Genomic DNA, 26,659 nt, shown 5'->3' with positions numbered 1-26,659 from the left:
CTCCATATAGTTTTTAGCAAGATTTTTATGTTATATTTACTTTTTATTAAATTTTCCCTGGAATTTTTCCTCACATACTTTTATACCATGATAAAACACCCAGTTTAAAGGAGTCTCTATTCCTAATTCTTCGCCTAGTTTTACAACCTTACCTGCAAACATTTCAATCTCTGTCATTCGACCGTTATCCAGATCCTGCAGAGAAGATGGTTTATTGGCAAACGGCAAATTTTGTATCGTAAGTTCCTGATGTTTTATATCTTCTTCACCTAAATCGATGCCAAGACGGTTAGCTATTGTGATTACCTCCCACATGGCTTTACGTCTGATTGCATTCGCATGGTCACTTACCTGATATGCTCCAAAAGGAATCCCCAACATAGCACAGGTCAAGTTTTCTCCGATATTACACATAAATTTAAACCACATTCCCCGAATCATATCTTTCTCGATACTGTATGCTATATTACTGGCTTCAAATAATCCTTTTACTGCTTTTACCCGATCGGTTAATTCCTTATTTTTAGACTCTCCGAAATACACCTTGCCTAATTCCGGGTTATAATCAGCCATACCGTCTTTCATAACGATGGAGACCCGCATATAAGAATACATAACATGTTCCCATCCATAAACTGCTGCGATTTTTTCTTCGCTGTCAACTCCATTCATAACACAAAGAATCTGCGTATGTGGCCCCACCTGATTTTGAATATCCAGAATTGCCTGATTAAGACCTGTATCTTTTACCGCCATAATAATAAGGTCGGCTGTATCCTCTTTTGCTTGGGGTGAAATAATATTGAATTTATATGTAATTCCGTTAACCGTCACACCTTTGTTTTGTAATCTTACTTTCCTTTCCCCGTCAGCAAGTACTCTAAAATTCTCTTTACCCAGATATTCGCTTAACTTTGGTGCGAAAAATACACCCATAGCTCCTAACCCAATTAAGGTTACTTTTTTAATTTCCATAATGATCTCCTTTGCTCTTACAATATATTTTAGGATTCGAGTATGAAAAGGTCAATTTTGCTGATTGAATGAATACCAGTGATGTATTTCATTAAACGCAGGTTGAGGGGCTATTTGACCCCAACCTCATCCTATAGAATATATTTTCTATATTTGCATAATTACGGAATCCGAAATTGAAATTTTTATACACTCTCCTGCTTTATAGATATTATATGCAATAAAAATATTCAAAGTTTCTTTAGGAGAAACACTGTAAGCATCCCTATAGTATTTCAAATGACTGACTCATTCTATCTTCTTTAATTTTTAAGCAGATGTCATTCTAAGTAACATCTTACAAATACATTTAATTATATATCAAAATTTGCCATTAAACAATAAGAAAGGAGAGCATCCTTACTAAATATAACAAGGATTGAGCACCCGCGAATGATGTAACATAAGTCGTGTTTGGGTAGGCTCTCCAAATGGTTAGGATTAAGAATCAATACTCTTCATTGACCTGTTAGGTACAATGCAATACAATAACATTGAACTAACTTAAGGTAATGTTAAGATTAACCATGTTTAACTGAAAGGTTGGGCAACTATAATGAACTTACAGCTCGAGGGTATGACGAGCAAGAGAGAGGTGAAACCATGAATAAAACGATTCTTATTGTAGATGACGAAAAGGAAATTCGTGAGCTTCTGCGGTTATATATAGAAAAGGATGGCTATTTTGTGATACAGGCTGAAAATGGCGCGGAGGCGCTTAAGCAGGCTGCGTCCGCGCGAATTGATTTGGCTGTCATTGACATTATGATGCCAAAGCTTGACGGTTATCAGCTTATCAAAGATTTGAGAGAGCGCAGTAATCTTCCCATTATTATCGTGAGTGCCAAAACGGAAAATCATGAGAAAATATTGGGGCTTGACCTTGGTGCGGACGATTATGTTACAAAGCCTTTTGATCCTTTGGAGGTCATCGCCCGAATCAAAGCTCAGTTACGCCGTTATGACGGAGGCACAGCGGATTCCGAAGTTCCTTTATTGATAGCAGGTGAGCTGTGTATGAATGTTTCTGCTTGCACACTTAGTTTTGGCAGGACAACAATTCCTCTTACCGCTACGGAATTTAATATGATGAAGCTGTTCATGCAAAGTCCCGGACGTGTATACACCAAACAACAGATTTATGAAGCTGGATGGCAGGAGGCAGCCATTGTGGATGACAATACAGTGATGGTCGCCATCAGCAAGCTTCGCAGCAAACTTCCCGGAGACTGCACGGTATCCATCGGAACCGTCCGGGGATTAGGATATCGTCTGGAGGTGTGTACATGAAAAAAAAGCGTAGCTTTAAAAAAGTTATTATGCGCAGTTTTATAGGCTATACCATTGGCATTGCTCTTACGCTTCTGGTATTGGAGTTTTTATTAAGTCTGTTTACATTTAATAATGGGCTGGACTTCTCGGAACTGGCGTCTTCCCCGCTGGCTGAGGGGACAAAAAAACTGCAAATCACACTTTCTGTTATCTGGAATCTTATCACCATTATTGTATATTTTATAGGAATAGTCCTTTTTGGGCGCAAAATCAGCAGAAAAATCATGGAGCCAGTACAGAAAATGCAGGAAGGTTTTAATGCGGTTATGGCTGGTCACTTAGACACTACGCTGGACTTTGAAACAGAAAAGGAATTTGAGGAAATGCGTGATGCTTTCAATTATATGGTACGAAAGCTGAAAGACTCCGAAGTAACGCGATTGACCATGGAAAATGAGAGAATGCAAATGTTCTCCCATATTGCCCATGACTTAAAAACCCCTATAACAACGATTTCCGGATACGCGGGAGCCTTGGCAAATGATATGGTAGAGACCCCGGACAAACAACGGGAATACCATCTGGCAATTAAAGCGAAATCCGCGCAGATGAACCAATTGATAGACCAGTTGCTTTCCTATTCCAAGCTGGGTATGCCGCAATACCAGATGAATTTGGCGATAGTTGACCTTGTAGAGTTGCTGCGTGTATCTTGCGCCACTTTGTTTGGTGAAATCGAAAGCAAACAGATGAAATTAGAGCTGCGGTTGCCGGACAAACCCATGTTTTACATGGTGGATTCGTTGGAAACCAGCCGTGCCATTGGGAATCTTCTGACGAATGCCATCCACCACAACCCGGTGAGTAGCTTATTGTCTGTGGGGATTACAGAAGAACTCGGTCGTATTAAGATACAAATTGCCGATAACGGAGCGGCCATCCCGGAGGCTATCAACGGAAAACTGTTCGAGCCTTTTGTATCCGGCAGTGATTCAAGAAGTACCAGCAGTGGAACAGGACTTGGGCTTGCCATTGTGAAAAAAGTGATGGAACAGCATTCCGGCGAGGTTGAACTAATTGACGCACCCTCTCCTTATACTAAGATGTTTGTCCTGAGTTTTCCAAAAGTTTCAGGCAGCAAAAAGATGGAGGGTTGAATATGTATCTAAGATTTATCAAAAACGATATGCGCAAAAGTAAATTAATTACAGCAACAATTGCATCTTTTATCCTCGTTGCCGCCATGCTGACCGCCTTATCTGCATCCCTTACGGTAAACCTGTTTGGCGCGATCGACAATATGCTCCTTTCGGCAAAGTCACTCCATTTCATGCAGATGCACACAGGTGACATAGATTTGGAACAGTTACAGAGTTACGAGGAAGCTAATGACAGCGTAGAGGATTATCAGGTACTTGAGTTTCTCAACATTGACGGCGCGGACATTGTCATCGGGGATGACTCCCTTGCCGGAAGTATACAGGACAACGGCCTATCAGTACAGGGCGAAAAATTCGATTTTCTGCTTAACTTAAACGGCGAAGTCATTCATCCTGCCGACGGCGAAATCTATGTTCCCATTTATTACATGCAGAAAGGAAACGCAGCACTTGGAGATACAGTGACAATCCACGGTATTTCCTTTACCGTGGCGGGTTTTTTACGGGATTCCGCCATGAACGCGGCACTGGTAAGCTCCAAGCGGTTCCTCGTGAGCCAAGCGGATTTTGAAAAAATCCGTGAGTTTGGACAGTTAGAATACCTTATTGAATTCCGTCTGGCAGAGGAGGTTTCCTTCCCTGCTTTCGAGGCAGCTTATCTTGACGCGGGACTTCCCGCAAACGGCCCACCTGCTATCACTTACAATCAAGTGAAAATGATAAATGGCATTACGGACGGCATTATGATTGCCGTGCTGGTGTTGATAGGCATCCTTGTTATCCTTGTGGCGTTTTTGTGCATCCGCTTTACACTACTGGCTAAAATTGAAGAGGATTATAAGGAAATAGGCGTCCTGAAGGCCGTTGGGATACGGGTATCACAGATTAAAAGGCTCTACCTTGCGAAATACGGCGCTATCGCGGGGGCAGCCTGCGTGCTGGGCTTTCTGGCTTCTCTGCCGCTGCAAACGCCTTTCATGCAAAACATCCACCTGTACATGGGTGAAAGCGGAAGCTTGCTACCTGGCTTGCTCTGGGGTCTTTTAGGGTCGATGGTAATCTGCGGGGCTGTCCTGCTGTATGTGAACGGGGTGTTAGGACGATTCCGTAAAATATCCGCGGCTCAGGCAATACGGTTCGGTTCTCCGAAGGAAAATTCAAAATCGAACAGAACCTTCCTTCTAAGTCATAACAGGCTTTTTTCCCGGAATGTCTTTCTTGGTATCAAGGATGTTCTTTCTCGGAAAAAGCTGTATATTACCATGCTGATGGTACTGATCATTTCCTCATTCATTATGATTGTACCGCAAAATATCAGCAGCACCATTTCTGCACAAAGCTTCATCACCTATATGGGCATGGGAATTTGCGACGTTAATATCGGGGTGATGCGAACACAGGTGGAGGACGTTGCGGAGAAGGCAGCGGAGATTGCTGATGTGCTTGCGGAGGACAAAAATGTTGAAAAGTATGCTTTGTTTACCAGCATAATGCTAGACCGGAAAACGGACAACGGTACGATTGAGAAGCTGCGGGTGACATTTGGTGACTATTCCGTCTTTCCTATCACCTACTCCAAGGGGCATGAACCGCAATCGGAATCGGAACTTGCCCTCTCCGTCCTTAATGCCAAAGACCTTGAAAAAACCGTTGGGGATGAAATTATTTTAATCGTTGACGGTGCGGAAAAACACCTGACGGTCTGTGGGATTTATTCTGATGTCACCAATGGTGGTCGAACGGCACAAGCCATTTTTGACGCAAATAACACAAATGTTTTGAGTGTCGGCATTGCGGTTACATTTCGCGATCGCCAGAGTGTGGAGACTGCAGTATCCCAATACAGTGAACAGTTCTCTTTTGCCAAGGTTACCAGCATTGACGAAAGCACTCGGCAGATGCTCGGTTCGATACGGGATGCAATTCAAATGACTTCCGCCATTGCAACCTTGGCAACTGTCCTGCTCACGCTGCTGGTCACAGTGCTGTTTATGAAAATGTTGGTGGCGAAAGACCGTTATCCAATTGCCATATTGAAATCAATAGGTTTCACCTGTGCGGATATTCGCGGGCAATATCTTACGCGCTCTATCATCGTGCTGGCACTGGGTGTAATCATTGGCACGATTCTGGCAAACACACTGGGAGAGCTTGTCGGTGTGGCAATCATTTCTTCCTTTGGCGCATCAACCTTCCGTTTTGTAGTAAACCCGTGGTTTGTCTATCTCGTTTCGCCACTGCTAATTGCGGGTTGCGTCATTGTCGCCACCATGCTGGGTGTTTCCGGCATCTATGCATTAAAAATTTCCGAACATATTAAGGAGTCTTGAAATTATGAATAGTATTATTACAGGTAAAAATATTGTGAAAATCTTTGGCAAGGGTAATGAGCAAACCATGGCGCTGAACGGAGTAAATGTGGAAATAGCAAAAGGCGAGTTTGTTGCCGTAATGGGGCCGTCCGGTTCTGGAAAATCCACACTGCTGTTCGCTCTCAGCGGTATGGACGAGATTACAAGCGGGTCAGTGAAATTTGGCGATACCGAACTATCTAAACTAAACGAAAACGTACTTGCGGATGCTCGGCGGACAAAAATGGGCTTTATCTTTCAACAGCCCACCATGCTGAGAAACTTGAATCTCTTGGATAATATTATGCTCCCCGCTGTGCATGAGGGAAAAAAGGATACAGCAAAACTCACACAAAAGGCGAAAGTCCTGATGAAGAAAACGGGGCTTGCCGGGCTTGAAAGCAGGGCTACCACGGAGGTTTCGGGCGGTCAACTCCAGAGAGCCGGTATCTGCCGCGCCCTGATAAATTCGCCAGAGATTCTCTTTGCCGACGAGCCGACCGGCGCACTCAACTCGAAATCAGCGGAAGAAATCATGGGATTACTGTTGGAAATCAACAAGGAAGGCACAGCCATATTACTTGTGACCCATGACGCCAAAGTCTCGGCCATGGCTAACAGGGTTCTGTTTACGAAGGACGGGAATATCGTTTCAGAACTTCCACTACAAAAGTTTAGTGGTAGGGAAATGGAGTCAAGATGGGAAACGGTGCTCGCTGGGATGGCGGCCGTGGGTATTTAGGTGTGATTTAAAAATACAACCGAATTGACATTCAATTTTCAGAATGATATAATGATAAATATTATTAATAATTTTATATTTCGTCAATTTATTCTGACGCCAAAATTTAATTATTAAGGCGAAAGGTTAATTCTAATAAGAATCTATCTATGCGTCCTTTGTGACGCATTTTTTATTTTTAGGAAGAGGAAGCTGTCATTGTCCTGACAGCGCGCGTCAGCGCTAAAGTCTGGCAAGCCGGTTTCCTTTTATCATAGGATAGTTTTTTAACTTCCTGCGACAGTACCAGCCTTTGACTTGCCGCCTTTATAGTCAACTACGGCATTATTATGCCGGTTAAATATAACTAACGGGAAAGAATTTCTGACCCGAAAGAAAGGAAAATAAAATAATGTATAATCCAAAATCTCTTAAAGCAGAGGAATTTATCGACAACGAAGAAGTACTTGCTACTCTGGCTTACGCTGATGCAAACAAAAACAATCTGAAACTGGTGGATGAGCTGCTTGAAAAAGCCAGCTTAAGGAAAGGACTTACCCATAGGGAAGCCTCTGTTCTGCTTGCCTGTTCTGATGAGGAGAGAATACAGAAAATGTATGATCTTGCCGAACAAATCAAAAAGGATTTTTACGGTAACCGCATTGTTATGTTCGCACCGCTCTACCTGTCTAATTATTGTGTGAATGGTTGTGTCTACTGTCCGTATCATCTGAAAAATAAACATATAGCAAGAAAGAAGCTAACCCAGGAAGAAATCGTTAAGGAAGTCACCGCCCTTCAGGATATGGGGCACAAACGTCTTGCAATTGAAGCCGGTGAAGATCCTGTCAATAATCCCATTGAATATATCTTAGAATGTATCAATACCATATACAGTATTAAGCACAAAAATGGCGCGATCCGCCGTGTAAATGTGAATATTGCAGCAACAACGGTGGAGGATTACCGTAAATTAAAGGAAGCCGGAATCGGTACTTATATTCTCTTCCAGGAAACCTATCATAAGGAAAGTTACGAGAATCTTCATCCTACAGGCCCAAAACACAATTATGCTTATCACACTGAGGCTATGGACCGCGCTATGGAGGGCGGAATTGATGATGTAGGCCTTGGTGTATTATTCGGACTTGAATTATACCGTTATGAATTTGCTGCTCTTTTAATGCATGCAGAACATTTAGAAGCTGTTCATGGTGTTGGACCCCATACAATCAGCGTACCCCGTATCAAACATGCCGATGATATTGATCCGAATGCTTTTGATAACAGCATTAGTGATGATATCTTTGCTAAATTATGTGCACTGATCCGTATCTGTGTACCTTATACCGGTATGATTATATCTACCCGTGAATCACAGGAAGTTCGAGAGAAAGTAATTCGTCTTGGTGTATCCCAGGTAAGTGGTGCTTCCCGTACCAGTGTCGGTGGTTACAATGAACCGGAACCGGAAGATGAGCGTACCGAGCAATTTGATGTCAGCGACCGGAGAACTCTGGATGAAATCGTAAAATGGCTTATGGATTTTGGATATATCCCCTCTTTTTGTACAGCCTGTTACAGAGAAGGCCGGACCGGTGATCGTTTTATGGCACTTTGTAAAAGCGGCCAGATTCAGAACTGCTGCCATCCCAATGCACTCATGACCTTAAAAGAGTATCTGATGGATTATGCTTCAGCGGAAACTAAGGCAATCGGTGAGAAACTGATTGAAGCTGAATTAAATAATATTCCAAAAGAAAAAGTACGTGAAGTGTGTATGGACCATCTTGTGAAAATAGAAAACGGAATCCGTGATTTCAGATTTTAATGGAGGTATACCATGGGACTTAACGAAACCCCATCCGCTAACAGAATCCATATCGGCTTTTTCGGCAGGCGTAATGCCGGAAAATCAAGTCTGGTAAATGCTGTCACAGGCCAATCCTTGGCTGTTGTTTCTGATGTAAAAGGAACTACTACTGACCCTGTATATAAAGCTATGGAATTACTTCCTTTGGGGCCGGTTATGATTATAGACACTCCAGGTATTGATGACGAGGGCGGACTTGGAGAACTTCGTGTAAAAAAAGCAAAACAGGTATTAAACAAAACAGATATAGCTATATTGGCTGTGGATGCTTTGGAAGGTTTTAAGGATACTGACCGGGAACTTATTCATACTTTTACTGCAAAAGAGGTTCCGTATCTTATTGTTTATAATAAGGCAGACTTACTTGATACAGTTCCTGCTACAAAATCCAACGAAATCTATGTCAGCGCAAAATATCTGACTGGGATACAGGAATTAAAAGAAAAAATAGCACATATCACTTCGACAGATGACGAAAAAATGAAAATAGTTGCTGATTTACTTCATCCCTCTGATTTTGTGGTACTGGTAACCCCAATTGATAAGGCAGCGCCGAAAGGCAGACTGATTTTACCCCAGCAGCAGACAATTAGGGATATCCTGGAAGCCGATGCTACTGCAATTGTGGTAAAAGAATATGAACTTAGGGATACTCTTTTAAACCTTGGCAAAGAGCCTGCTATGGTAATAACCGACAGCCAGGTATTTGCAAAAGTATCTGCCGATACGCCTGTTCATGTTCCCCTTACCTCCTTTTCCATCTTGATGGCACGGTACAAGGGACTTCTTGATACCTCTGTAAAAGGAGTTACAGCAGTAGAATTATTAAAGGACCAAGACAAGGTATTAATTTCAGAAGGATGTTCCCATCACCGCCAATGTGATGATATCGGTACCGTAAAAATACCTCGGTGGTTAAAAAATTATACCGGTAAAAACATAACCTTTGAATTTACATCGGGTACGGAATTTCCGGAAGACCTGTCACCTTATAAAATGATTATTCACTGCGGCGGTTGTATGTTAAATGAACGAGAAGTACGTTACCGTATGAAATGTGCGGTTGACCAGGGTGTACCGATAACTAACTATGGTGTAACCATAGCCTATATGCAGGGAATTTTAAAACGAAGCCTTAAAATCTTCCCGCATCTTGAGGCTCTCCTTTAGAATATTAGAGACAGATCGGAGTTTATATGAGAAATGAATCAGATAAATTAGGTCAGAGGGAACTTTCCGATAACGAATTATATGGACTTCAAACCAAACGGGCATTTGAGAATTTTAAATTAGACCACAAAAACACTAACCTTAACCTAATATATTCCATTGTTAAAATTAAAAAAGCAGCGGCAATCACTTATATCAACATCGGTACTGATAAAAAAGAAATTTATCCACCGATTATCAGTGCCTGTGACCTTATTCTTACCGGAGCGGTTGATGAACAGTTTATCACGCAATCTCTTCAGGGCGGAGCCGGAACCTCCACTAATATGAATGTGAACGAAGTAATTGCCAATCTTGCACTGAAAACTTTGGGTCATCCCCCCGGCTCGTATGATATCATCCATCCACTTGACGATGTCAATCGGGGTCAATCCACCAATGATGTATATCCAACCGCCTTACGGATTGCCGCTATTGATATTTTAAGAACCTTAAGCAACGAATGTGCCAAACTTCAGGAGGCACTCCAGAAGAAAGAAAATGAATTCGATTCCATTAAAAAAGTTGGCAGAACGGAGTTAATGGATGCCATACCTGTAACCTTAGGTGCGGAATTTGGTGCATATGCCCAAGCTATTGCCCGTGACAGGTGGAGGTTATATAAAGTGGAAGAACGGTTACGCCAGGTTAATATAGGCGGCACCGCAATTGGTACCGGAACCAACGCCGATAAACTATACCGGTTTGGCATTATTGAAGTTTTAAGGGAATTAACCGGTATTGGTCTGGCTGTTTCTGAATACCCTTTGGATATTACTCAGAATAATGATGTCTTTGTGGAAGTCTCCGGTCTATTAAAAGCGCTTGCTGTGAATATGATGAAAATAGCAGGTGATTTCCGCCTAATGAACTCCAACGCAATAGGTGAAATCAGGTTAAAACCAATGCAATTAGGCAGTACCATTATGCCCGGTAAAGTAAATCCTGTAATTCCGGAGATGGTAACCCAGGTCGCCATACGTATTATGGCAAATGATTATGCTATCAGTACTGCATCGGCTCTTGGGGAATTTGAACTGAATGCATTTCTTCCCCTTATAGCAGACTCACTCTTAGAAAGTCTGGAACTGTTGGTGAACTCAGTGAAACTCTTCCGCGAAAAATGTGTGGACCTTATTGAATCAAACCCAATAAGATGTACTGCACTGCTTGATTCTTCTTTTGCTTTTGCAACGGAGTATACCACCAAGTTAGGTTATGAAACCGTCAGTCGTATTCTGGAACAATGTAAAGAAAACAAAGAGTCAGCAAAGCAGTTATTGGATGATATGCTTACTGATTAACCAAATAATATATATTCCTTACATTAACCAATAGAACACTCTAAAAAAACACCGGACTAAAAATCTGGTGTTTTTTCAACTGATAGAACCGGCTGTGCAATAAAATTATAATAATTTTTAAAATAACGGACTAGATACATACCTCTAAATCATATAATTTTTAATAACAAAACAATCAAGTGGTTCTATATGCAGAAAAAATTACGTTTAAAACATAACAAAATCTTTTTATTAATCATTGTATTTGGTCTGTTAGCAATTTCTATTGTAAAAAATCTGATTGGTATTAATGCCGTATCCTCAAGCAGCCAGGCAGTCTGTGTCCCTATTATAATGTATCATCAGGTTAAAGATAACAACTTCGGGAAAGATGTTATCAGCCCCTACGAATTTGAAAGTGATCTGAAATATTTAGCAGATAATAATTATTCCACCATAACAATGTCTCAACTGATTGACTATGTTTATTATGGTTTGGAATTACCGAAAAACCCTATTATCTTATCTTTTGATGACGGTTATTTAAGTGTATATAAATATGTTTTTCCATTATTAAAAAAATATAATATGAAGATAGTTTTGTCCATCGTAGGTAAAAGTACGGACAATTATTCAAAAGTATTTGATGATAATATTAATTATGCTTCCATGACCTGGAATCAGATATATGAAATGGATAAATCCGGACTTGTAGAAATCCAAAACCATTCCTATGATCTGCATAAAATCCGCAATGGACGATACGGCTGTTATCAAAAACAGGATGAATCCGCCGATCATTATGAAACAGTAATCACGTATGACCTTACTACCTTGCAGGAAAAAATAAAAGAAATCACCCATAAGATTCCAACCACCTTCACTTATCCATATGGAAAATATAATGATAAAACAGAAAATATCATAAAGAAATTAGGCTTTAAAGCGACCTTATCCTGTACCTACGGTGTAAATCTAATAAACCAGGATCCGGAAAACCTATATGGATTAAAAAGGATCTGCCGTTCCCACAATGAGCCAATTGATAAGCTTATAAAGGGTGGTTTAAAAACTCTTAAATTTATTGATAATTAAAATAATACGGATGCTTCGAGCGACATAATCCAATTGTAAATTATAATTCCTCTAATTGTGCTTGTTAGACTAAATCACATTTATTATTATTTTTATTACAGGGCTGTTTAGAAATAAATTTTATTAAAATAACATCCTTCTTAAAACAATAAAATTTATTTTTCACAGCCCTCTCCTCTTTTCTATATATATTTAGGTAATTGCGAAACAACATAGTTATCTAAATATTCCATACAATTCATACGAATTTCATAGCTTCAGTTTCCTTTAGGGGCAAGATTCAGCTCTAAAATTGTATGAATCGCATGTCAAACTAATACAAATTTTGAGTTTCGCTATTATCTAATGTATATATTAATATCTGCACTATAACCCGGTTATCTGAAATTAGCTTTTAACATGTAAAACAATAATCTTCCTCCCGGTTATTAACCGTCATTTTGTAAGTTATAAGCCACTGAAGCTGCAATACTTCCGCCCAGAACGGTAAAAATAACAGCAAGTGACCATCCTGTGGGGATTTGAATATCAAATATTAATAGCGTAAGTTTAATCCCTGTAAAGGTAAGTATAACAGCAACACCGTATTTTACATATTTAAACTTTTCATGCAGTTTACCAAGAACAAAATAAAGATTCCTTAATCCTAAAATAGCCAGGATGTTGGAAGTATAAACGATAAATGTATCTGTTGTAACGGAAAAAATAGCCGGAATCGAATCTACTGCAAAGATAATATCCGTAAATTCGATTAGGATCAGGATTGCAAACAACGGTGTGGCATGTAAAACTTTATTTTTCCTGACAAAAAATTTATCTCCCTCCAGTTCATTCGTTATCGGCAATTCTTTGCTCATAATCTCAAGAATTTTGCTATCTTTCAGATTTACATTTTCCTCTTGCTTCTGCATCATTTTAATCCCGCTAATAATCAAAATAATTCCAAATATATAAAGAATCCAATGGAACCTATTCACGATTGCTACCCCTAATATGATAAATAGAAGCCGCAGTACCAATGCCCCTGCTATCCCATAATTTAAAACTCTTCTCTGATACTCCAATTTTATTCCGAAACTTGAGAACACCAATATGAATAAGAAAAGATTATCTATGCTTAAACTTTGTTCAATTATATACCCACCTAAAAATTCCAGGGATTTTTCCTTACCCATAAAAAGGTAGATACCTATATCAAATAGTAAGGCAACATCTATCCAAAATGCTGTCCAGGCTAAGGCTTTACTGGTCGACAATCTATTTACCCCCTATAATTTATGTCAGATTCTAATATTACTTAGTACACAATATATAAAAAAAAGACCTATATTATAACTGGGGAAATTACCAATTATATTAAGATCTTTCTTTCACTTCACTTTTTAACCAGAAGGCCAAAACCGGCTCCACAAATTCCGCCCAAAATATGTGCACCATGCGCTATGCCATCTTCAGTCCCCGCACTGCTCACTGCTTCACCACCAAGATAAATGATAACGACCAGTAATAAAGTAATTGGAATCCTGCCCTCTTTCATACCTGCCGCAGAGGATAAAACAATCATCATAAATACGATACCGCTGGCACCTAAAAGTGCGCTGTTCGGGTAAAAAACCATATAAAATATACCGGATACCGCTGCTGTTAGTACTATCATTTTCAAGAAAAGATTAGAGCCGTATTTTTCTTCTAACATCGGCCCTAATACCAGAAATAAAACCATATTACCCGAAAAATGATTCCAGTTAGCATGTCCTAATACATGACCAAACAATCTGATATAGGTTAAGGGATCCGACCAGGAAGATTTATACGTGCAAAAGAACAGGGTCGTGGATACTCCATTCGTTAAATTTCCTAATAGTAGTACTCCGAGAGAAATCAATGCAAAAGTGAGAGTAACGGGAGAATTATATTGAAATCTTCCAACTTTATGTTTCATACTTTAGATTTTCCTTTCAGGTCTGTCTGCTATTTATAATTATTTATGTAATCTGCTTAAACATTTTTATTTTATCATATAGTAATCAAATTGTCGTTATCTATCTAAATATTAACCAAATAATAATCTGACATACTGTTGTCATATTTTATTTGATATAATATAATCGCTTTACTAATATTTTATGGTAAAAATATAAAAACTGATGTAACATAGTTTTAAGAATAATCCTTACTAGTTATAAAAGAGTCTCTCTTATTAAAAAGATGATAAGATTTGTATATACAATTAAGGTCAAAAGTGATAATTAAGATAAATGAACAGGAGAAAAACCATGGCTGATGCATTAAAAGATATATATACCGAAGAATTTATACAGGATTTTGGAAAAAAAGTGAAATCTGCTTACAGTGACTTCCCAAGGGAGAAATTTGAAGAATCCGTACTGCTGCCTCCCTGGGAAGAATTACCGTTGCGGGCCCGTATGCACAGAATCGCAGAAAGTTTAGGAACCTGTTTGCCCAGTAATTATCAGGATGCTTTAAATATATTATTTTCTATTGAAAAGGAATGTACTGGTTTCCCTTATTTATTCTTTCCTGATTTTGTTGCTGCTTTCGGACAAAACGAGGAACACCTGGAACTATCTATGGATGCCTTAAAACGTTTCACCAAACTTTCCTCCTCAGAATTTGCAATCAGACCTTTTATTCTTCTAAATACTGAATTCACCATGAAATATATGCAAACGTGGTCAAGTGATACCAATGAACATGTCAGACGCCTCTCCAGTGAGGGCTGCCGCCCCCGTCTGCCCTGGAGTATGGATCTTCCCATGTTCAAAAAAGATCCTGCCCCAATACTTAAAATTCTGGAGAATCTAAAAGCTGATCCATCTCTTTATGTACGTAAAAGTGTTGCCAATAATTTAAATGATATTGCAAAAGATCATCCCGAGATCGTTATCAATACAGTGAAACAGTGGATAGGCAAAAACCCTGATACCGATTGGATCTTACGTCAGGGATGCCGTACTCTTATTCGAAAAGCGAATCCTGAAGCTCTGACACTTTTCGGATATTCGGAGATGATTGAAGCTAAACCGCTTTATAAAAGTGCTTCCCTTACTGTGAGACCAGAGGTCCTCGCAATCGGTGATGGCTGTGAACTTACCTATTCCATAGACCTGGACCAGGATACAAGTGCCCGCATCCGGATAGAATATGGAATCGATTTTATTAAATCCAATGGAAGACCATCACGTAAGCTTTTTTTACTAACGGATAAAACCGTATCCGGTAAAGTAACTCTAACAGGCTCCCGTAAGCACAGTTTTGCCGATCTGACCACCAGGTCTCACTATCCGGGTATCCATCAAATCGTCTTATTAATCAACGGACAGGAGGCAGCCAAAACTACTTTAACTTTAAATGTATGAATTCATTTAAACAGTTAAATATTCTTTTTAAATTTCAAGCCCGCTAGTTTTCTGATTGCTTTTTCTTTTAACACGATAGCCCCACGGGGACAAAGTTCCTGACAGCAAAAACAGCGGATACATTTGCGGTAATTCCATTTCGGTATGGTTTTACCGTTTTGTTTTATAAATGTGATCACGTTTGGTTTTTCCGGACAAACCTCTGCACATTTTTTACAACCGATACATTTATCAAAAACCAGAACCGGGTTTGGCGCAGTTAAGGAGGTTACAAACCTGCTCAAGGAAGGTGTCAGGAAATTAACAACTTTTGCGTTTCGTGATAATTTAAAGTTATCACACTTCATCTGCTCAATGGTTTCCCCTAAAACTTCTATTTCTTCGGGAAGTACGGTTCCCCACTGTGTATCATATGCTGCTTTTAAAAACGGTAAAGTCAGCACATCATGATACCCGATCAGCCTGACAGCCACGGAATCAACAGCCGTAAGGGATTCTCCCATAATAATAGTATCCATTTCTTTGGGATTGCCGTTTCTGGGTCCATTCCCCTCCATAGCAATGATTCCATCTAATATTGCAAAAGACGTTTTTACAACAGAGTTAATATCAAACAACATCTTACTGAAATTAATTGCATCCGGCAGTTTTGTATGACATTCTGCTTTACTGATCCCAGGTATACATCCGAATTGATTCTTAACAGCACCTGTATAATACATCATAGCATGAGCTTTCAGTTTTGGAAGTGTAATTACTACATCGGCTTCATACGCAGCCCTGGCAATATTCATAAACTTATAAATCAGAGGATTTTCAACCTGCACGTGTACTGCATCATTAAAATCTGCAAACTTAACCCCGTACCTGTCTGCCACCTTTATAAGCCCTGATGTTTCAGCTGCTCTTTTTGTATCTTCCGAACCCGGAGAATCACCAAATACTATATCAGAACTATATTCCTTAACAATTCGGATAACTGCTTCAAATAATGCATAGTGTGTAATTACCGGAGACCCCTTTTCCACTACGCTTAAAAGATTGGGTTTTAACAACACTTTGCTATTTTCAGGGATAAGGTTTCTCAAATAGGAATCCCCTCCTAAAAGTTCAAATCCCTCTCTTAGCTTCTTTTCGATTAAGTCCACATCATATTCGGTACATTTAAGCAAAGCAACCTTTTCCATAAAATAACCCCCTATTTTTTTATTTTATTCCAAGAACTTTATGAATCACTTTTTCAATTTCATAAATTCTGTGTTTTCCTTTAGCTCTTCATTTCTGTTTTGCATATTACTCCCATACTTTTCACAAGTTTATTTACAAAACTATCCAAATGATAAGAACAACTTATCTCTAATTTTACCACACTTTTTAAATTTTTGGACTTTTTTTATATAAAAATCGGACTAAGCAAGAACCATACTTTACATGGTACAACTGCTTAGTCCGCTTATATCATATATTGGAAACTTTCCTGCTAAACTATCCAGTTAAGATCCTGAATATTAGCATATCCTCTTATCTGTGCCTGTACATCCGGTGATATCATCGTTTTTTTCCAAAGAACTATATGATATCGGTTATTTTATATCCATTGTTTTGCAGGTGATTATTTAGCTCCGGGATAGATGTCTGCTCATCAAAATTAATATCAACATAATTTTGTCCCTTGCTTAAGAATATATCATGTACACCAACTACACCCTCTAATTGATTTCTTACTTTGTCCTGTGTCTCATTTTCCTCTAACCCATCAATGTTAAATCTTATGCTCTGCATGTATTTAATTCCTCACTTTGTCTATACTTATATTAATTTCTAATATTATCTGCTGTTGAGTATTTTTTATACAGATTCAAACTGTTCTATAACTTTACTTAACAGATAAGCCTATAACTTCCTGTCACTTAAAATGCATCTTAAAATTTATCCCTCCAGACTGATTTGTTTGAAAGGATGATTGTAATCACTTAATCTTCTGTTATTCTAGAGTAGTTAAATTGTCTTGATAAAATTTAAGAGCTTTTCCAATAAATGCTGAAACGCCAACTCCATATTTCTTATCTGTCACCTCAATAAATGCAGAATTAGTTAAATAAAAATCAGACATTAAACCCCAGTAATTTTCTCCCTTGTCTATATTTACAATTTCATTCGTCTCATCCTTAAGTCGTGCTATCTCACTGACGATTTGCTGGATTTCTTTAGAAGTGGGATCTTTACTAATATCTGCGGTTAGTTGATTCATTAATTCATTATTTTTCCCTACATAATAGTCTACATTATCATATATGATATGAAACCTATCCATGGATTCTGAATAATGACTCAGATTTTTCTTCATCGCTTCCGTATACTTTTCTATACTTCCGTATTGCTTCACCGCTAAAGAAGTGATTTCTGATTCTTTTGTTTTACAATTTTCTATAAATTCACTAACTTTCTCAGTACTGCCCCAATATTTTATTACTTCATCTTCTTTTTCTTTTTTAAACTCTTCCAAGGCGCTAAAATATTCACTCATATCAAATTCCTTAAAGCTCACTGTGCCGGCTCCTTCCAATGTTTTATTGACAAGCTCAATTAAATCATTCATTCTGTTACGTTTTAATATAAGCAGTTTTTTATGATTGTATAGGGCTTGTATTTTGTCAAACCGGGGATTTCCCATGATTTCTTTTACTTCTTTAAGCGGAATATCCAGTTCTTTAAAAAATAAAATCTGCTGCAGAGTTTCTAGAGCTTTTTCATCATAAAGTCTATAACCAGCGTCTGAAATTTTACTTGGTTTTAATAATCCGATTTCGTCGTAATAATGTAAGGAACGTACACTGATACCGGTTAAATCGGATATCTGCTTTACTGTTCTCATGGATAAACCTCCAATCGTCTTTTAAGAGTTGCCCATACTGTTTGTTACTCTGCCGGCTATGAGTTTTTATACAATATTGCTAACTCTAAATTGATTATACACTATGACGTGATGTCAGAGTCAATATATTTTTCAGCTATTATGACTAATACAATTTCTACTGCCCAGATAACAATAACAATGGATTAAAAAACTGTAATAATATTCCTACATACAAGAGATCAAAACCTATATATTTACCATATGCTACCATAACCTTTTAATAAATAAACCATGAGTCGGTAACTAATTGTCTCTGATACTTTCAATCCAGCTTAACATAGTATCTAATACAAGCTCGGAATTGCCAACATTGCAATGTGCTCCAGCATTTTCCTTTTCGGTAAAAATTCGTATGGTCAGGGATTTTACATTATTAAGTACATCTATCTCTTTGCTTATCATATGATAATCAATGAAATGATCCTTATTTGCACCAATAATAAGCATATCCTGATCAATAAAGGGGGCAATGTCCACCATCTGATATTGATTCATTTTAACAAAATAATCATAAGGTGACTTCGCTTCATAGGCGTACATTCCATGTTTTAATCCCCATTTTACTAATTCGTCACCTTTTTTAAGTTTTATACCAAATAACAAATTGACCACCCACTTAAGTTTTAACATTAAAGTAAGCCTGATTATTTTTTGTACCAAAACAGACTGTGTTGATATAAGAATATCCAGAAAATTTGGGAATACGGACCAGGCTATGACACGTTTGATTCTTTTTTCAAAAGCAGCTGCACGTGGAGCAAGCATTCCTCCAAGTGATGCACCTATTATCGTGACTTCCTTAAGCCCAAAATAATCCAGCACTGCTTTTACCGGTTTCTCCCACTGGTATGTAAAATGCTTTTCTTGTATACGAACAACACCGCCCTGGCCCGGTCCTTCAAAAAGATAAACATCATAACCATTTTCTGCAAAATACAGCATGGGAAAGAATAATTCTTCCATATAAGAATCATTTCCCCCATGTAGAATTATTGTGTCTTTTTTGATATCTTTTGCTTTCGCATATAATACAGGGAGCTTTACATTTTCGTAAGGTACCTCATAACGGATTATTTTCTCAATAAAGTAATCCCTATAATAATTATAAAACATGGAAACAGCAAGACGGTAATATTTCTTTTTATCCGCGTCACCATCATACATAAAAAATTCACTCATACGGTAATAGGCTATCGCTTCTTTTACTCGCCCTTCTTCATCTGCTTTTTCACCAAGGGCAATCAACTCCCGTTTCCATGAGACACTGTCAGTTATTTTATTTGCTATTCTTTTGATATCTTCAATATCTCCTCCGCCCCACATAATCGTGCGGTTTAATTGGTAATTAAAATTCGGATCAGAATTCAATTGATAGGAACCCATTTTAAACTGTATCTTATCAGTTTTCATTGATTAACCTCCACAAAATCTTTTATGATCCAATTATACTTTATAGAATTATTTTATACTTTCAAATAGACGCTACGATATTTCTTTAAAAACTGCATCTTTTTTAAAATCAGTAAAAGATAACCCAAACATTCTTTTGCAGGTGGAGGAAAAATGGGATGAACTGTCAAACCCGGCTCGAATGCAGGCCTTGGTTATATTTTCCCCATTAACTATATAGGTATAAGCTTTTCTCATTTTTTCAAATATTAAGTAACTATTAAGAGCAATCCCTACCTGTTCCTTAAACAAATGGGACATTCTGCTTTGGGAAAGTGAAAGGGATTTGCTTAAAAGACAGATCGTATCATCATAAATACCATCCATTTTACGGACTGATTCCAAAAGCCTGCATACTCTCTCCTCATACTTCCCGGAACTCTCCTGACACAAGCCACACGCCGATAATATGGCAAGATCCAAAGTAACGGGCTCCTGCTTATACCGTTCCCATATCTTTATTATGGACAAAACCAATTTATGATCAAGGATCTTATATTCACCCCCTATTAAAAATTGCTTCGTTAATTCTTCTGCCAGATTGCTTGTTTCCTCAAAGAGGAAAATAAGCAATCTGCTGCCATCGGCATTTACCGTATGCTTTATTTCAGAATCAATACAGATACCTTGGCAAAATATTTCCATATCATCCACCTTACATCCAAAATCTCCATCCAGACTAAAGATCAGATGTTTTGCCATATGCTTATGTGGGGCCGGATTATCATATCCCTGGGACATCAAAATATGGTCAACTGCATAAAATACTTCCGTCAATCTAACACCTCGTTTTAGATTGACCATCCAATGTAATGTAACTGAATGGTCCTATCTTTTCTATCCATATATTTATTATTTAATTAAGGCTAACTTTTTTTCTAAAATAACACTTCGCAAAATAATTGTCAATTGGTTAAACAGGACTTGAAAAAAAGGATCATCTAAATTAATATGATAATAAGATGAATTGGCAAAGCAGATAATTGCAGGTCTGCCCTATGCTGCTTGTTTGTAATGTTAATAACAACGTTTCTTACAAATAAGACATATATGCCGTTTATACACAAAAATTTTAGAGGGTGATTAAATGAAGATTCAGGAATCAGCAGAAGACTATCTGGAAATGATTCTAATACTTAGAAACCGAAACGGACAAGTCCGGTCCAAAGATATCGTGAATGAGATGGGCTTTACGAAACCCAGTGTAAGCATTGCAATGAAGAAGCTTCGGGAAAATGGTTTTATTAAAGTTGATGAGAATGGATATATAAAATTAGAGGAAACAGGATATGCTATCGCAATCCAAACTTTCGATCGGCACCAGACCCTGACTCAATTACTAAAAACGGCAGGTGTCAGTGAAGAAACAGCGATGAAAGATGCATGCAGAATGGAACACATTATCAGCGAAGAAAGTTATCAATGTTTAAAAGCCTATTTTAAGCAAAAATAGGCTTTTACAATAAGAAACTACTTTATCAACATCGGCATATAGATACCGCCTTGTACACTTCTTGCAATAAAATGGCAGTATTCACCGGTTACGGTTTCATACCAGTCGGAAAAAGGTACCCGGCTTGTAGTTTTCCTTACATAATCTGCAACCGGGGATATCAGTTTCTCTGCCTGCTCTTTGTCCTCAGCAAATGCAGCGCACCAGAGAATCCAGTCACTTTTGGTATAATCTCTGCGGCTGTCTAATGGTACACCGTAAGAATTATTTTTACTAATGTAATAGGCAATTTCTTTCTTAAATACTTCCCCTGAAAACAAATTACTGCCGAAGAATTTATCCCATACCAGATTGTATTTAAGACTCCAGGACTCTGTATTATCAAAAGTTAAGCGGTAATGGTCACCGGCTTGGGAACGAGCTTCCCAGTCCTTTGCCATAACAGCTGCTTTCTGGTGATATTCTTCTGATACTTTTTCTTCTCCCATCTGTTTTGCCAGCTGTGAAAAAGCTTCGATACCCATAATTGCTTTAGCGGAAAGATTTACGTTATGGGAGAGGTGTCCTGCAAAATCGTCGGTACACAACTGTTCTCCCGGATCAGCCCCGTATGTTAACAGATATTCTGTCCATTGCTTTAACAGTTCATAATAAGGTTTTGCAAAGTCTGCGGATTTATCCAGAGCACACACCACTGCTGTTAATATCAGCATGTTACCGCATTCCTCCACGGGCATCTGATATTTAATATCATAAGTTTTACTGCCGGATGGATACATATAATAAAACGGTAAGATATTTCCGTTATCATAACGGAATTCTTTATGTTCATGTTCACTATTCAGTCCGTAAACCTGACCGGAAGCATAGGGATAACGTCCCACATCATGAGGCGCAAAATCATATTCCCAAACCGGACATTTGGCAAAGTAGAATACCGGGCGGAGCATTCCTTTTACATATTCCGTGTTATATAACAAGAATAAGGGCACGGACGGATAACTAACATCTACCGTTCCGATACAGCCATTGGAATCATTTTCTTTGGATAAGAAAATCAGATTACCCTCTTTATCTGCAATCAGTTTATGGGCTGCGATTGCATGGCGGTAACTTATATTACACAATAGGGCATAATCTTTCCCGCCGATTTTCTCTGCTTTTGCTTCTATCTCTTTATCCAGAAGATCTGCTTTTTTTAGGACTTCTGATTTGTCTGCAAAACTTGCTTCTATCGCCTCTAAGATGGTTTCATATTCTTTCGTCCAGTAAGCTTTCTGCCAGGAACCAAAATAAAAGATAGATAACAGATCATCATAAGAGATAATCATAGATGCTTTGTTTTTTTCTTTTCCCAGATTTGCAGTTGCTATCAGTTTATCACTTCCGGCCTCAAATACCGTTGTTATATCGGATTCTTCTGCTGCTAAATAAACAAATCCCCAATCAATAGTAATATTATCTCCGCTGTGACCTAACGGGTGCTGTCCGGCTTTTCCCATATAAGCGTAGTGGAAAGTATCCTTTTCATAATCTCCTCCGATAATATCCCCTGGGGTATTACGTACCAGATCGGAAGTAACGATAAAGTCGATTCTTACCTCTGCTTCCTGCTTTCTTGTGACTTCATAATCAATATAAGTACAGGGTCTTGACACCAATACCGGATTGTCCAGTAAAAGCGGTGAGGTAAAACGGACGGTAAGTTCTATCTTCTCATTTTCGAAAGTATATTTCGTTGCCGTAGCCGTTACTTCCACACTTTTTTGCTCAATTACCGGATGAAACTCTTTCTTTCCCAGAAAACAATATACGGTACCGTCTATTGTAACATATCCGTATAACTTTTGAGGTGCTTTGCTCCAATGCAACGTATCTGCTTCGTACAGCTTATCTGACGGCGCCCAGATACTAAAATACGGATCGTGTAATATTAAAGGTACACTGGCGATTCTTTCAATTTCCATTTTTTAATTCCTTTCTTAAAATAGATTTTCTTTCAACCATTCTATCTTATTTGTGGGTATTAATCAAGATACCATAAAATGACATCTTAATAATAAAATAATTAAATGTTACTGTTCCCTCCCCTGCAAAAACAGCAGTTCCGTGAACAATAACACGCATCGCAATGCACTCAAAACAAGGAAGCAGCGTTTTAATTATGTAGTATTAATTATAATCATCTGGTTTCGCAATTAAGCTTTCATTCCTGTCAATGAAATTCCTTCAATCAGATATCGTTGACCAATGAGGTAGATTAGAATACAAGGTGCAACAACTATGGTAGATGCCGCCATTAATAAATTCCATTTTGTTGCATAATCCCCATGAAACTGCAAAAGTCCAACTGCTAAAGTAAACTTTTCTTTTGTATTCAGGTAGATAATCGGCCCAAAAAAATCATTCCAATTGCCTAAGAATGTAAACAAAGCCACTACAATCATAGCTGATTTGGACAGAGGAAGAATAATCTGAAGAAAAATTCGCAATTTTCCTGCTCCGTCAATTTCAGCTGCTTCATCCAAGTCATTGGGGATTGCTAAAAAGAATTGTCTTAGCAGGAATATATTAAAGGCACCTCCACCTAAAAACGCAGGTAATATTAAAGGCACATAAGTATCTACCATATGTAAATTTCTCCAAATTAAAAACTGGGGTACAATTGTTACAGCACCAGGTAACATCATTGTAGTCAAAATCAAAGCAAAGCAAAAACTTCTGCCTTTCCATTTTACTCTTGAAAATGCGTAGGCAGCCATAGAGGAGGTTATTATGGTTCCAAAAATATTTAACGCAACTATTATTATAGTATTAATTGCATATCTGGTAAAAAGTGCAGATTTCCAGGCATCTGAGAAATTGCTCCAAAGCATTTCCTTTGGCCAGAAAATAAAGGGATCCATGGTATAAATATCCGTATTCTTCATAAAAGAAGACCGTACCATCCAATAAAGCGGAATGACACAAACAAAAGCTAAAATTCCAATTAAGAGATAAAAGAAAGCTCTCCTAATATAATAAGGAGTGTTTTTTTTCACTACCATTATTCAACTCCTCCTTCGTTATATACCCATTTATTTGATGTTTTAAATATAAACAAAGTCGCCAGTAATACTACAACAAACAGAATCCATGCCATTGCGGAAGCCTTTCCCATATCCATGTATTTAAATGCCTGACGCCATAAATTAAAGACATAAAAAAGGGATGAATTATTCGGTCCGCCTTCCGTAATTATATAAGCTGCTCCAAATACCTGCAGAGCACTAATGATTCCCATTACCAGATTAAAGAATAAAGTAGAAGATAACATGGGAAGTGTTACACTCCAAAACTTATGCCAAACATTACCTCCGTCAATTTCCAAGGCTTCATAATATACTCTTGGAATATTCTGAAGGCCTGCCAAAAATATAACCTGGGTGGAACCGGTACTCCATATTCCCATAAACACTATGGATGGCAGAACGCTGCCTTTATCCCAGAAAAACTTACTCTCCGGTAAATGCAGAAAATGCAATATTATATTAAATAATCCAAAATCCGGATTCATAAGTAAAATCCAAACAAAACTTGATGCCACCGCCGGTAAGATACATGGCAGATAAAATAAGGACCGGAAGAATGCCCGGCCAACCATATCACGATTTAGCAATAACGCTATAGTCAGTGCAAAAATTAAATTAGCAGGAACTGCCATAATAGTATAGAGTAAGGTTGCTTTTACTGATAACCAAAAAGTTGCATCCGTACCATTAAAAAGTGAGACGTAGTTATTTAAACCTGACCAAACCGGTTTACTAATAATGTTATAATCACAAAAGCTATAATAACCGCTTAGCAGCATAGGAATCAGGTTTAAAAACAGAAATCCTAAAATAGCCGGTAGAGCAAATGCCCATCCTACAATATTGGATTTGATTTTTGTATTCATGAAGCTTTTTTCTTTAACCAATTTCACCGATGTTCTCCTTTCATCTGTCCTATGGAAAAGGCTGCCAAAACGGCAGCCCCTTCCTACACAGTTTATCTTAATGGAAAAATTATTTTCCCAGGTAACCCTTAACTTCAGCATTAGCCTGATCTTTAACAGCATCGACCGCTTCTTTGGCAGTCATTTCACCTGCCCACAGTTCGTCAAGCGCCGGGCTGATAATATCATTTATTTTGTTAAAATTCTTTACTGTTGCTACAACAGGTCTTTGTGCAGTACCATCCATCATTGGGGCAACGACGGATTCATAATAATTTTTAGGATGTTTATCGGTTATAAAGGATTTTATGTATTCATCCGTATATTCTCCGGCCGTTGTTGGCAGCCATAAACCTGATTTATATAAGGGTTCACAGGAACCTTTAGAAAGTAAGAATTTCTCAAATTCCCAGGCTGCATCTGCTTTATCTGTATTCATGATACTGATACCACTAAAAGTCATTGTTGTTTTAGCCTGATCCCCCATCTTGGGAAGTGCGGCTACATTATATGCTACTCCGTCTGCCATAAGAGTTGCATTTGTCCATTGGCCGTCAAATGTCATTGCTACCTTATTAGTAGAAAGAGCTTCGGAAAGACCTGGCATGGTTTCACTTGCTGTTGGAGTCGGTGCAACATGGTAAACATAGGTTAAGTCCGCTAATTTCTGTAAGACATCGATTCCCTTGTCAGTGGCATACCCGATTCCGGTACCATCCTCACTCAGGTAATCTCCTCCCTCAGAATAAAGGAAAGGCATGTATCCTGCCCACCATTTACTGATCGTTACACCATAGGTTTTAATATTTTCTGGATCAAAGTCGGGATCAAGTGCATTTTTGCCATTTTTATCAATGGTTAATTGTTGTGCAACATGTACAAAGGTATCCCAATCCCACGCATCCTTATAGCTGGCAGGTGGTTCTTCCACCCCATACTTCTGGAATAAAGCTGGGTTATAAAACATGGTAATATTTTCAGAACCGGATGCGTATCCTGCCATATAATCGCTGTTGAGCATGTATTTAAACTGATCCAGCATATAGCTCTTATCAAAATTCGTATCTTTATCTATAAAGTCCTGCATATTGCGTATGATACCGTCTTCTGCATAAGGAAACATCAAAGTTCCGGCTTCCATTTCACATATTTCAGGTGCATCGTTTCCTGCAACCATCGTTGTTAATTTGGTATCATATTCATCAGGAATATTCATAACGGTTACATGAATTTTTGACTGTGATTTATTAAATTCATCTGCAATTTTTTCATAAACTGCTAAGGTATCACCGCCGTCCCATTCGGTAAAGCGTATCTCTATTACATCATCTTTTTTATTTCCCCCATCGGCTGCATCCCCCGATTTAGAACTGCTGTCATTCTTACTGCCGGTGGACTCAGATTTTCCGGAGCAGGCAGTAACACTAAGAACTAAAACTAATACTACTAATACACTTATAAATCGTTTCAATTTCATAAAATATCTCCTTTCAGTCATTCATATCA

The 26,659-nt window shown here is 38.3% G+C and carries 22 protein-coding genes; 10 read left to right on the top strand and 12 right to left on the bottom strand.

Annotation, left to right across the window (positions count from 1 at the left end; translation table 11 throughout):
* Window positions 1-36: 36 nt before the first annotated feature.
* The gene (locus tag RBU59_RS24180) at window positions 37-975 is read right to left on the bottom strand and encodes a ketopantoate reductase family protein (RefSeq protein ID WP_308145035.1); all 939 of its coding nucleotides are present in this window, start codon (window positions 973-975) and stop codon (window positions 37-39) included.
* 642 nt (window positions 976-1,617) lie between these two features.
* Here RBU59_RS24180 and RBU59_RS24175 point away from each other — a divergent pair.
* From RBU59_RS24175 to RBU59_RS24140, 8 genes are all read left to right on the top strand, one after another.
* Window positions 1,618-2,304 carry a response regulator transcription factor gene (locus RBU59_RS24175; protein ID WP_308145034.1) on the top strand — a complete coding sequence of 229 codons (687 nt, stop codon included), beginning with the start codon at window positions 1,618-1,620 and terminating at the stop codon, window positions 2,302-2,304.
* The gene (locus RBU59_RS24170) at window positions 2,301-3,443 is read left to right on the top strand and encodes a HAMP domain-containing sensor histidine kinase (RefSeq protein ID WP_308145033.1); all 1,143 of its coding nucleotides are present in this window, start codon (window positions 2,301-2,303) and stop codon (window positions 3,441-3,443) included. The genes RBU59_RS24175 and RBU59_RS24170 overlap by 4 nt, the downstream gene beginning before the upstream one ends.
* A 2-nt stretch (window positions 3,444-3,445) precedes the next feature.
* Complete coding sequence (locus RBU59_RS24165; RefSeq protein WP_308145032.1) at window positions 3,446-5,776, top strand: ABC transporter permease; 2,331 nt, start codon at window positions 3,446-3,448, stop codon at window positions 5,774-5,776.
* 4 nt (window positions 5,777-5,780) lie between these two features.
* Complete coding sequence (locus tag RBU59_RS24160; protein ID WP_308145031.1) at window positions 5,781-6,539, top strand: ABC transporter ATP-binding protein; 759 nt, start codon at window positions 5,781-5,783, stop codon at window positions 6,537-6,539.
* A 391-nt stretch (window positions 6,540-6,930) separates the two neighbouring features.
* Window positions 6,931-8,349 (top strand): [FeFe] hydrogenase H-cluster radical SAM maturase HydG, encoded by a 1,419-nt coding sequence (gene hydG / locus RBU59_RS24155; RefSeq protein ID WP_308145030.1) that lies wholly within the window; start codon window positions 6,931-6,933, stop codon window positions 8,347-8,349.
* A gap of 12 nt (window positions 8,350-8,361) precedes the next feature.
* Window positions 8,362-9,561, top strand: coding sequence for a [FeFe] hydrogenase H-cluster maturation GTPase HydF (gene hydF, locus RBU59_RS24150; protein WP_308145029.1), 1,200 nt, complete (start codon window positions 8,362-8,364; stop codon window positions 9,559-9,561).
* Between the two features lie 26 nt (window positions 9,562-9,587).
* Window positions 9,588-10,904, top strand: a complete 1,317-nt coding sequence (locus tag RBU59_RS24145; protein WP_308145028.1) for an aspartate ammonia-lyase — start codon at window positions 9,588-9,590, stop codon at window positions 10,902-10,904.
* A 189-nt stretch (window positions 10,905-11,093) separates the two neighbouring features.
* Entirely contained in the window at window positions 11,094-11,978 is an 885-nt protein-coding gene (locus tag RBU59_RS24140) for a polysaccharide deacetylase family protein (RefSeq protein WP_308145027.1), read from the top strand.
* Window positions 11,979-12,406: 428 nt separating this feature from the next.
* Here RBU59_RS24140 and RBU59_RS24135 read toward each other — a convergent pair whose 3' ends face one another.
* Entirely contained in the window at window positions 12,407-13,234 is an 828-nt protein-coding gene (locus tag RBU59_RS24135; RefSeq protein WP_308145026.1) for a TerC/Alx family metal homeostasis membrane protein, read from the bottom strand.
* 119 nt (window positions 13,235-13,353) lie between these two features.
* Window positions 13,354-13,920: a rhomboid family intramembrane serine protease gene (locus RBU59_RS24130; RefSeq protein WP_308145025.1), complete on the bottom strand. Its 567-nt coding sequence runs from the start codon at window positions 13,918-13,920 to the stop codon at window positions 13,354-13,356.
* Window positions 13,921-14,254: 334 nt separating this feature from the next.
* On the opposite strand from RBU59_RS24130, the gene RBU59_RS24125 reads away from it, so the two are divergent.
* Entirely contained in the window at window positions 14,255-15,358 is a 1,104-nt protein-coding gene (locus RBU59_RS24125) for a DNA alkylation repair protein (protein ID WP_308145024.1), read from the top strand.
* Between the two features lie 14 nt (window positions 15,359-15,372).
* Here the strand turns inward: RBU59_RS24125 and RBU59_RS24120 are convergent, their stop codons facing one another.
* From RBU59_RS24120 to RBU59_RS24100, 5 genes are all read right to left on the bottom strand, one after another.
* The gene (locus RBU59_RS24120) at window positions 15,373-16,545 is read right to left on the bottom strand and encodes a DUF362 domain-containing protein (protein WP_308145023.1); all 1,173 of its coding nucleotides are present in this window, start codon (window positions 16,543-16,545) and stop codon (window positions 15,373-15,375) included.
* 382 nt (window positions 16,546-16,927) lie between these two features.
* Window positions 16,928-17,140, bottom strand: a complete 213-nt coding sequence (locus RBU59_RS24115; RefSeq protein WP_308145022.1) for a hypothetical protein — start codon at window positions 17,138-17,140, stop codon at window positions 16,928-16,930.
* A 202-nt stretch (window positions 17,141-17,342) separates the two neighbouring features.
* Window positions 17,343-18,233 (bottom strand): MerR family transcriptional regulator, encoded by an 891-nt coding sequence (locus RBU59_RS24110; protein ID WP_308145021.1) that lies wholly within the window; start codon window positions 18,231-18,233, stop codon window positions 17,343-17,345.
* A gap of 285 nt (window positions 18,234-18,518) precedes the next feature.
* Window positions 18,519-19,685 carry an alpha/beta fold hydrolase gene (locus tag RBU59_RS24105; RefSeq protein ID WP_308145020.1) on the bottom strand — a complete coding sequence of 389 codons (1,167 nt, stop codon included), beginning with the start codon at window positions 19,683-19,685 and terminating at the stop codon, window positions 18,519-18,521.
* A 72-nt stretch (window positions 19,686-19,757) separates the two neighbouring features.
* Window positions 19,758-20,501, bottom strand: coding sequence for a helix-turn-helix domain-containing protein (locus tag RBU59_RS24100; RefSeq protein WP_308145019.1), 744 nt, complete (start codon window positions 20,499-20,501; stop codon window positions 19,758-19,760).
* Between the two features lie 310 nt (window positions 20,502-20,811).
* On the opposite strand from RBU59_RS24100, the gene RBU59_RS24095 reads away from it, so the two are divergent.
* Complete coding sequence (locus RBU59_RS24095) at window positions 20,812-21,177, top strand: metal-dependent transcriptional regulator (protein ID WP_308145018.1); 366 nt, start codon at window positions 20,812-20,814, stop codon at window positions 21,175-21,177.
* Between the two features lie 17 nt (window positions 21,178-21,194).
* Here RBU59_RS24095 and RBU59_RS24090 read toward each other — a convergent pair whose 3' ends face one another.
* From RBU59_RS24090 to RBU59_RS24075, 4 genes are all read right to left on the bottom strand, one after another.
* Window positions 21,195-23,144: a glutaminase domain-containing protein gene (locus RBU59_RS24090; RefSeq protein ID WP_308145017.1), complete on the bottom strand. Its 1,950-nt coding sequence runs from the start codon at window positions 23,142-23,144 to the stop codon at window positions 21,195-21,197.
* Between the two features lie 231 nt (window positions 23,145-23,375).
* Complete coding sequence (locus tag RBU59_RS24085) at window positions 23,376-24,224, bottom strand: carbohydrate ABC transporter permease (RefSeq protein WP_308145016.1); 849 nt, start codon at window positions 24,222-24,224, stop codon at window positions 23,376-23,378.
* Window positions 24,224-25,141 carry a carbohydrate ABC transporter permease gene (locus RBU59_RS24080; protein ID WP_308145015.1) on the bottom strand — a complete coding sequence of 306 codons (918 nt, stop codon included), beginning with the start codon at window positions 25,139-25,141 and terminating at the stop codon, window positions 24,224-24,226. The genes RBU59_RS24085 and RBU59_RS24080 overlap by 1 nt, the downstream gene beginning before the upstream one ends.
* Before the next feature lie 82 nt (window positions 25,142-25,223).
* Window positions 25,224-26,630 carry an ABC transporter substrate-binding protein gene (locus RBU59_RS24075; protein ID WP_308145014.1) on the bottom strand — a complete coding sequence of 469 codons (1,407 nt, stop codon included), beginning with the start codon at window positions 26,628-26,630 and terminating at the stop codon, window positions 25,224-25,226.
* Between the last annotated feature and the right edge of the window lie 29 nt (window positions 26,631-26,659).

It is taken from the genome of Anaerocolumna sp. MB42-C2 (genome assembly GCF_030913705.1).
Classification (GTDB): Bacteria; Bacillota; Clostridia; order Lachnospirales; family Lachnospiraceae; genus Anaerocolumna.
This window is presented reverse-complemented; position numbering and strand designations above follow the sequence as displayed.

Excerpts from the sequence above, each read along its gene's own strand:
- RBU59_RS24180 (WP_308145035.1), bottom strand. The coding sequence starts at position 975 with ATGGAAATTAAAAAAGTAACCTTAATTGGGTTAGGAGCTATGGGTGTA.
- RBU59_RS24175 (WP_308145034.1), top strand. The coding sequence starts at position 1,618 with ATGAATAAAACGATTCTTATTGTAGATGACGAAAAGGAAATTCGTGAG.
- RBU59_RS24170 (WP_308145033.1), top strand. The coding sequence starts at position 2,301 with ATGAAAAAAAAGCGTAGCTTTAAAAAAGTTATTATGCGCAGTTTTATA.
- RBU59_RS24165 (WP_308145032.1), top strand. The coding sequence starts at position 3,446 with ATGTATCTAAGATTTATCAAAAACGATATGCGCAAAAGTAAATTAATT.
- RBU59_RS24160 (WP_308145031.1), top strand. The coding sequence starts at position 5,781 with ATGAATAGTATTATTACAGGTAAAAATATTGTGAAAATCTTTGGCAAG.
- hydG (WP_308145030.1), top strand. The coding sequence starts at position 6,931 with ATGTATAATCCAAAATCTCTTAAAGCAGAGGAATTTATCGACAACGAA.
- hydF (WP_308145029.1), top strand. The coding sequence starts at position 8,362 with ATGGGACTTAACGAAACCCCATCCGCTAACAGAATCCATATCGGCTTT.
- RBU59_RS24145 (WP_308145028.1), top strand. The coding sequence starts at position 9,588 with ATGAGAAATGAATCAGATAAATTAGGTCAGAGGGAACTTTCCGATAAC.
- RBU59_RS24140 (WP_308145027.1), top strand. The coding sequence starts at position 11,094 with ATGCAGAAAAAATTACGTTTAAAACATAACAAAATCTTTTTATTAATC.
- RBU59_RS24130 (WP_308145025.1), bottom strand. The coding sequence starts at position 13,920 with ATGAAACATAAAGTTGGAAGATTTCAATATAATTCTCCCGTTACTCTC.
- RBU59_RS24125 (WP_308145024.1), top strand. The coding sequence starts at position 14,255 with ATGGCTGATGCATTAAAAGATATATATACCGAAGAATTTATACAGGAT.
- RBU59_RS24120 (WP_308145023.1), bottom strand. The coding sequence starts at position 16,545 with ATGGAAAAGGTTGCTTTGCTTAAATGTACCGAATATGATGTGGACTTA.
- RBU59_RS24115 (WP_308145022.1), bottom strand. The coding sequence starts at position 17,140 with ATGCAGAGCATAAGATTTAACATTGATGGGTTAGAGGAAAATGAGACA.
- RBU59_RS24110 (WP_308145021.1), bottom strand. The coding sequence starts at position 18,233 with ATGAGAACAGTAAAGCAGATATCCGATTTAACCGGTATCAGTGTACGT.
- RBU59_RS24105 (WP_308145020.1), bottom strand. The coding sequence starts at position 19,685 with ATGAAAACTGATAAGATACAGTTTAAAATGGGTTCCTATCAATTGAAT.
- RBU59_RS24095 (WP_308145018.1), top strand. The coding sequence starts at position 20,812 with ATGAAGATTCAGGAATCAGCAGAAGACTATCTGGAAATGATTCTAATA.
- RBU59_RS24090 (WP_308145017.1), bottom strand. The coding sequence starts at position 23,144 with ATGGAAATTGAAAGAATCGCCAGTGTACCTTTAATATTACACGATCCG.
- RBU59_RS24085 (WP_308145016.1), bottom strand. The coding sequence starts at position 24,224 with ATGGTAGTGAAAAAAAACACTCCTTATTATATTAGGAGAGCTTTCTTT.
- RBU59_RS24075 (WP_308145014.1), bottom strand. The coding sequence starts at position 26,630 with ATGAAATTGAAACGATTTATAAGTGTATTAGTAGTATTAGTTTTAGTT.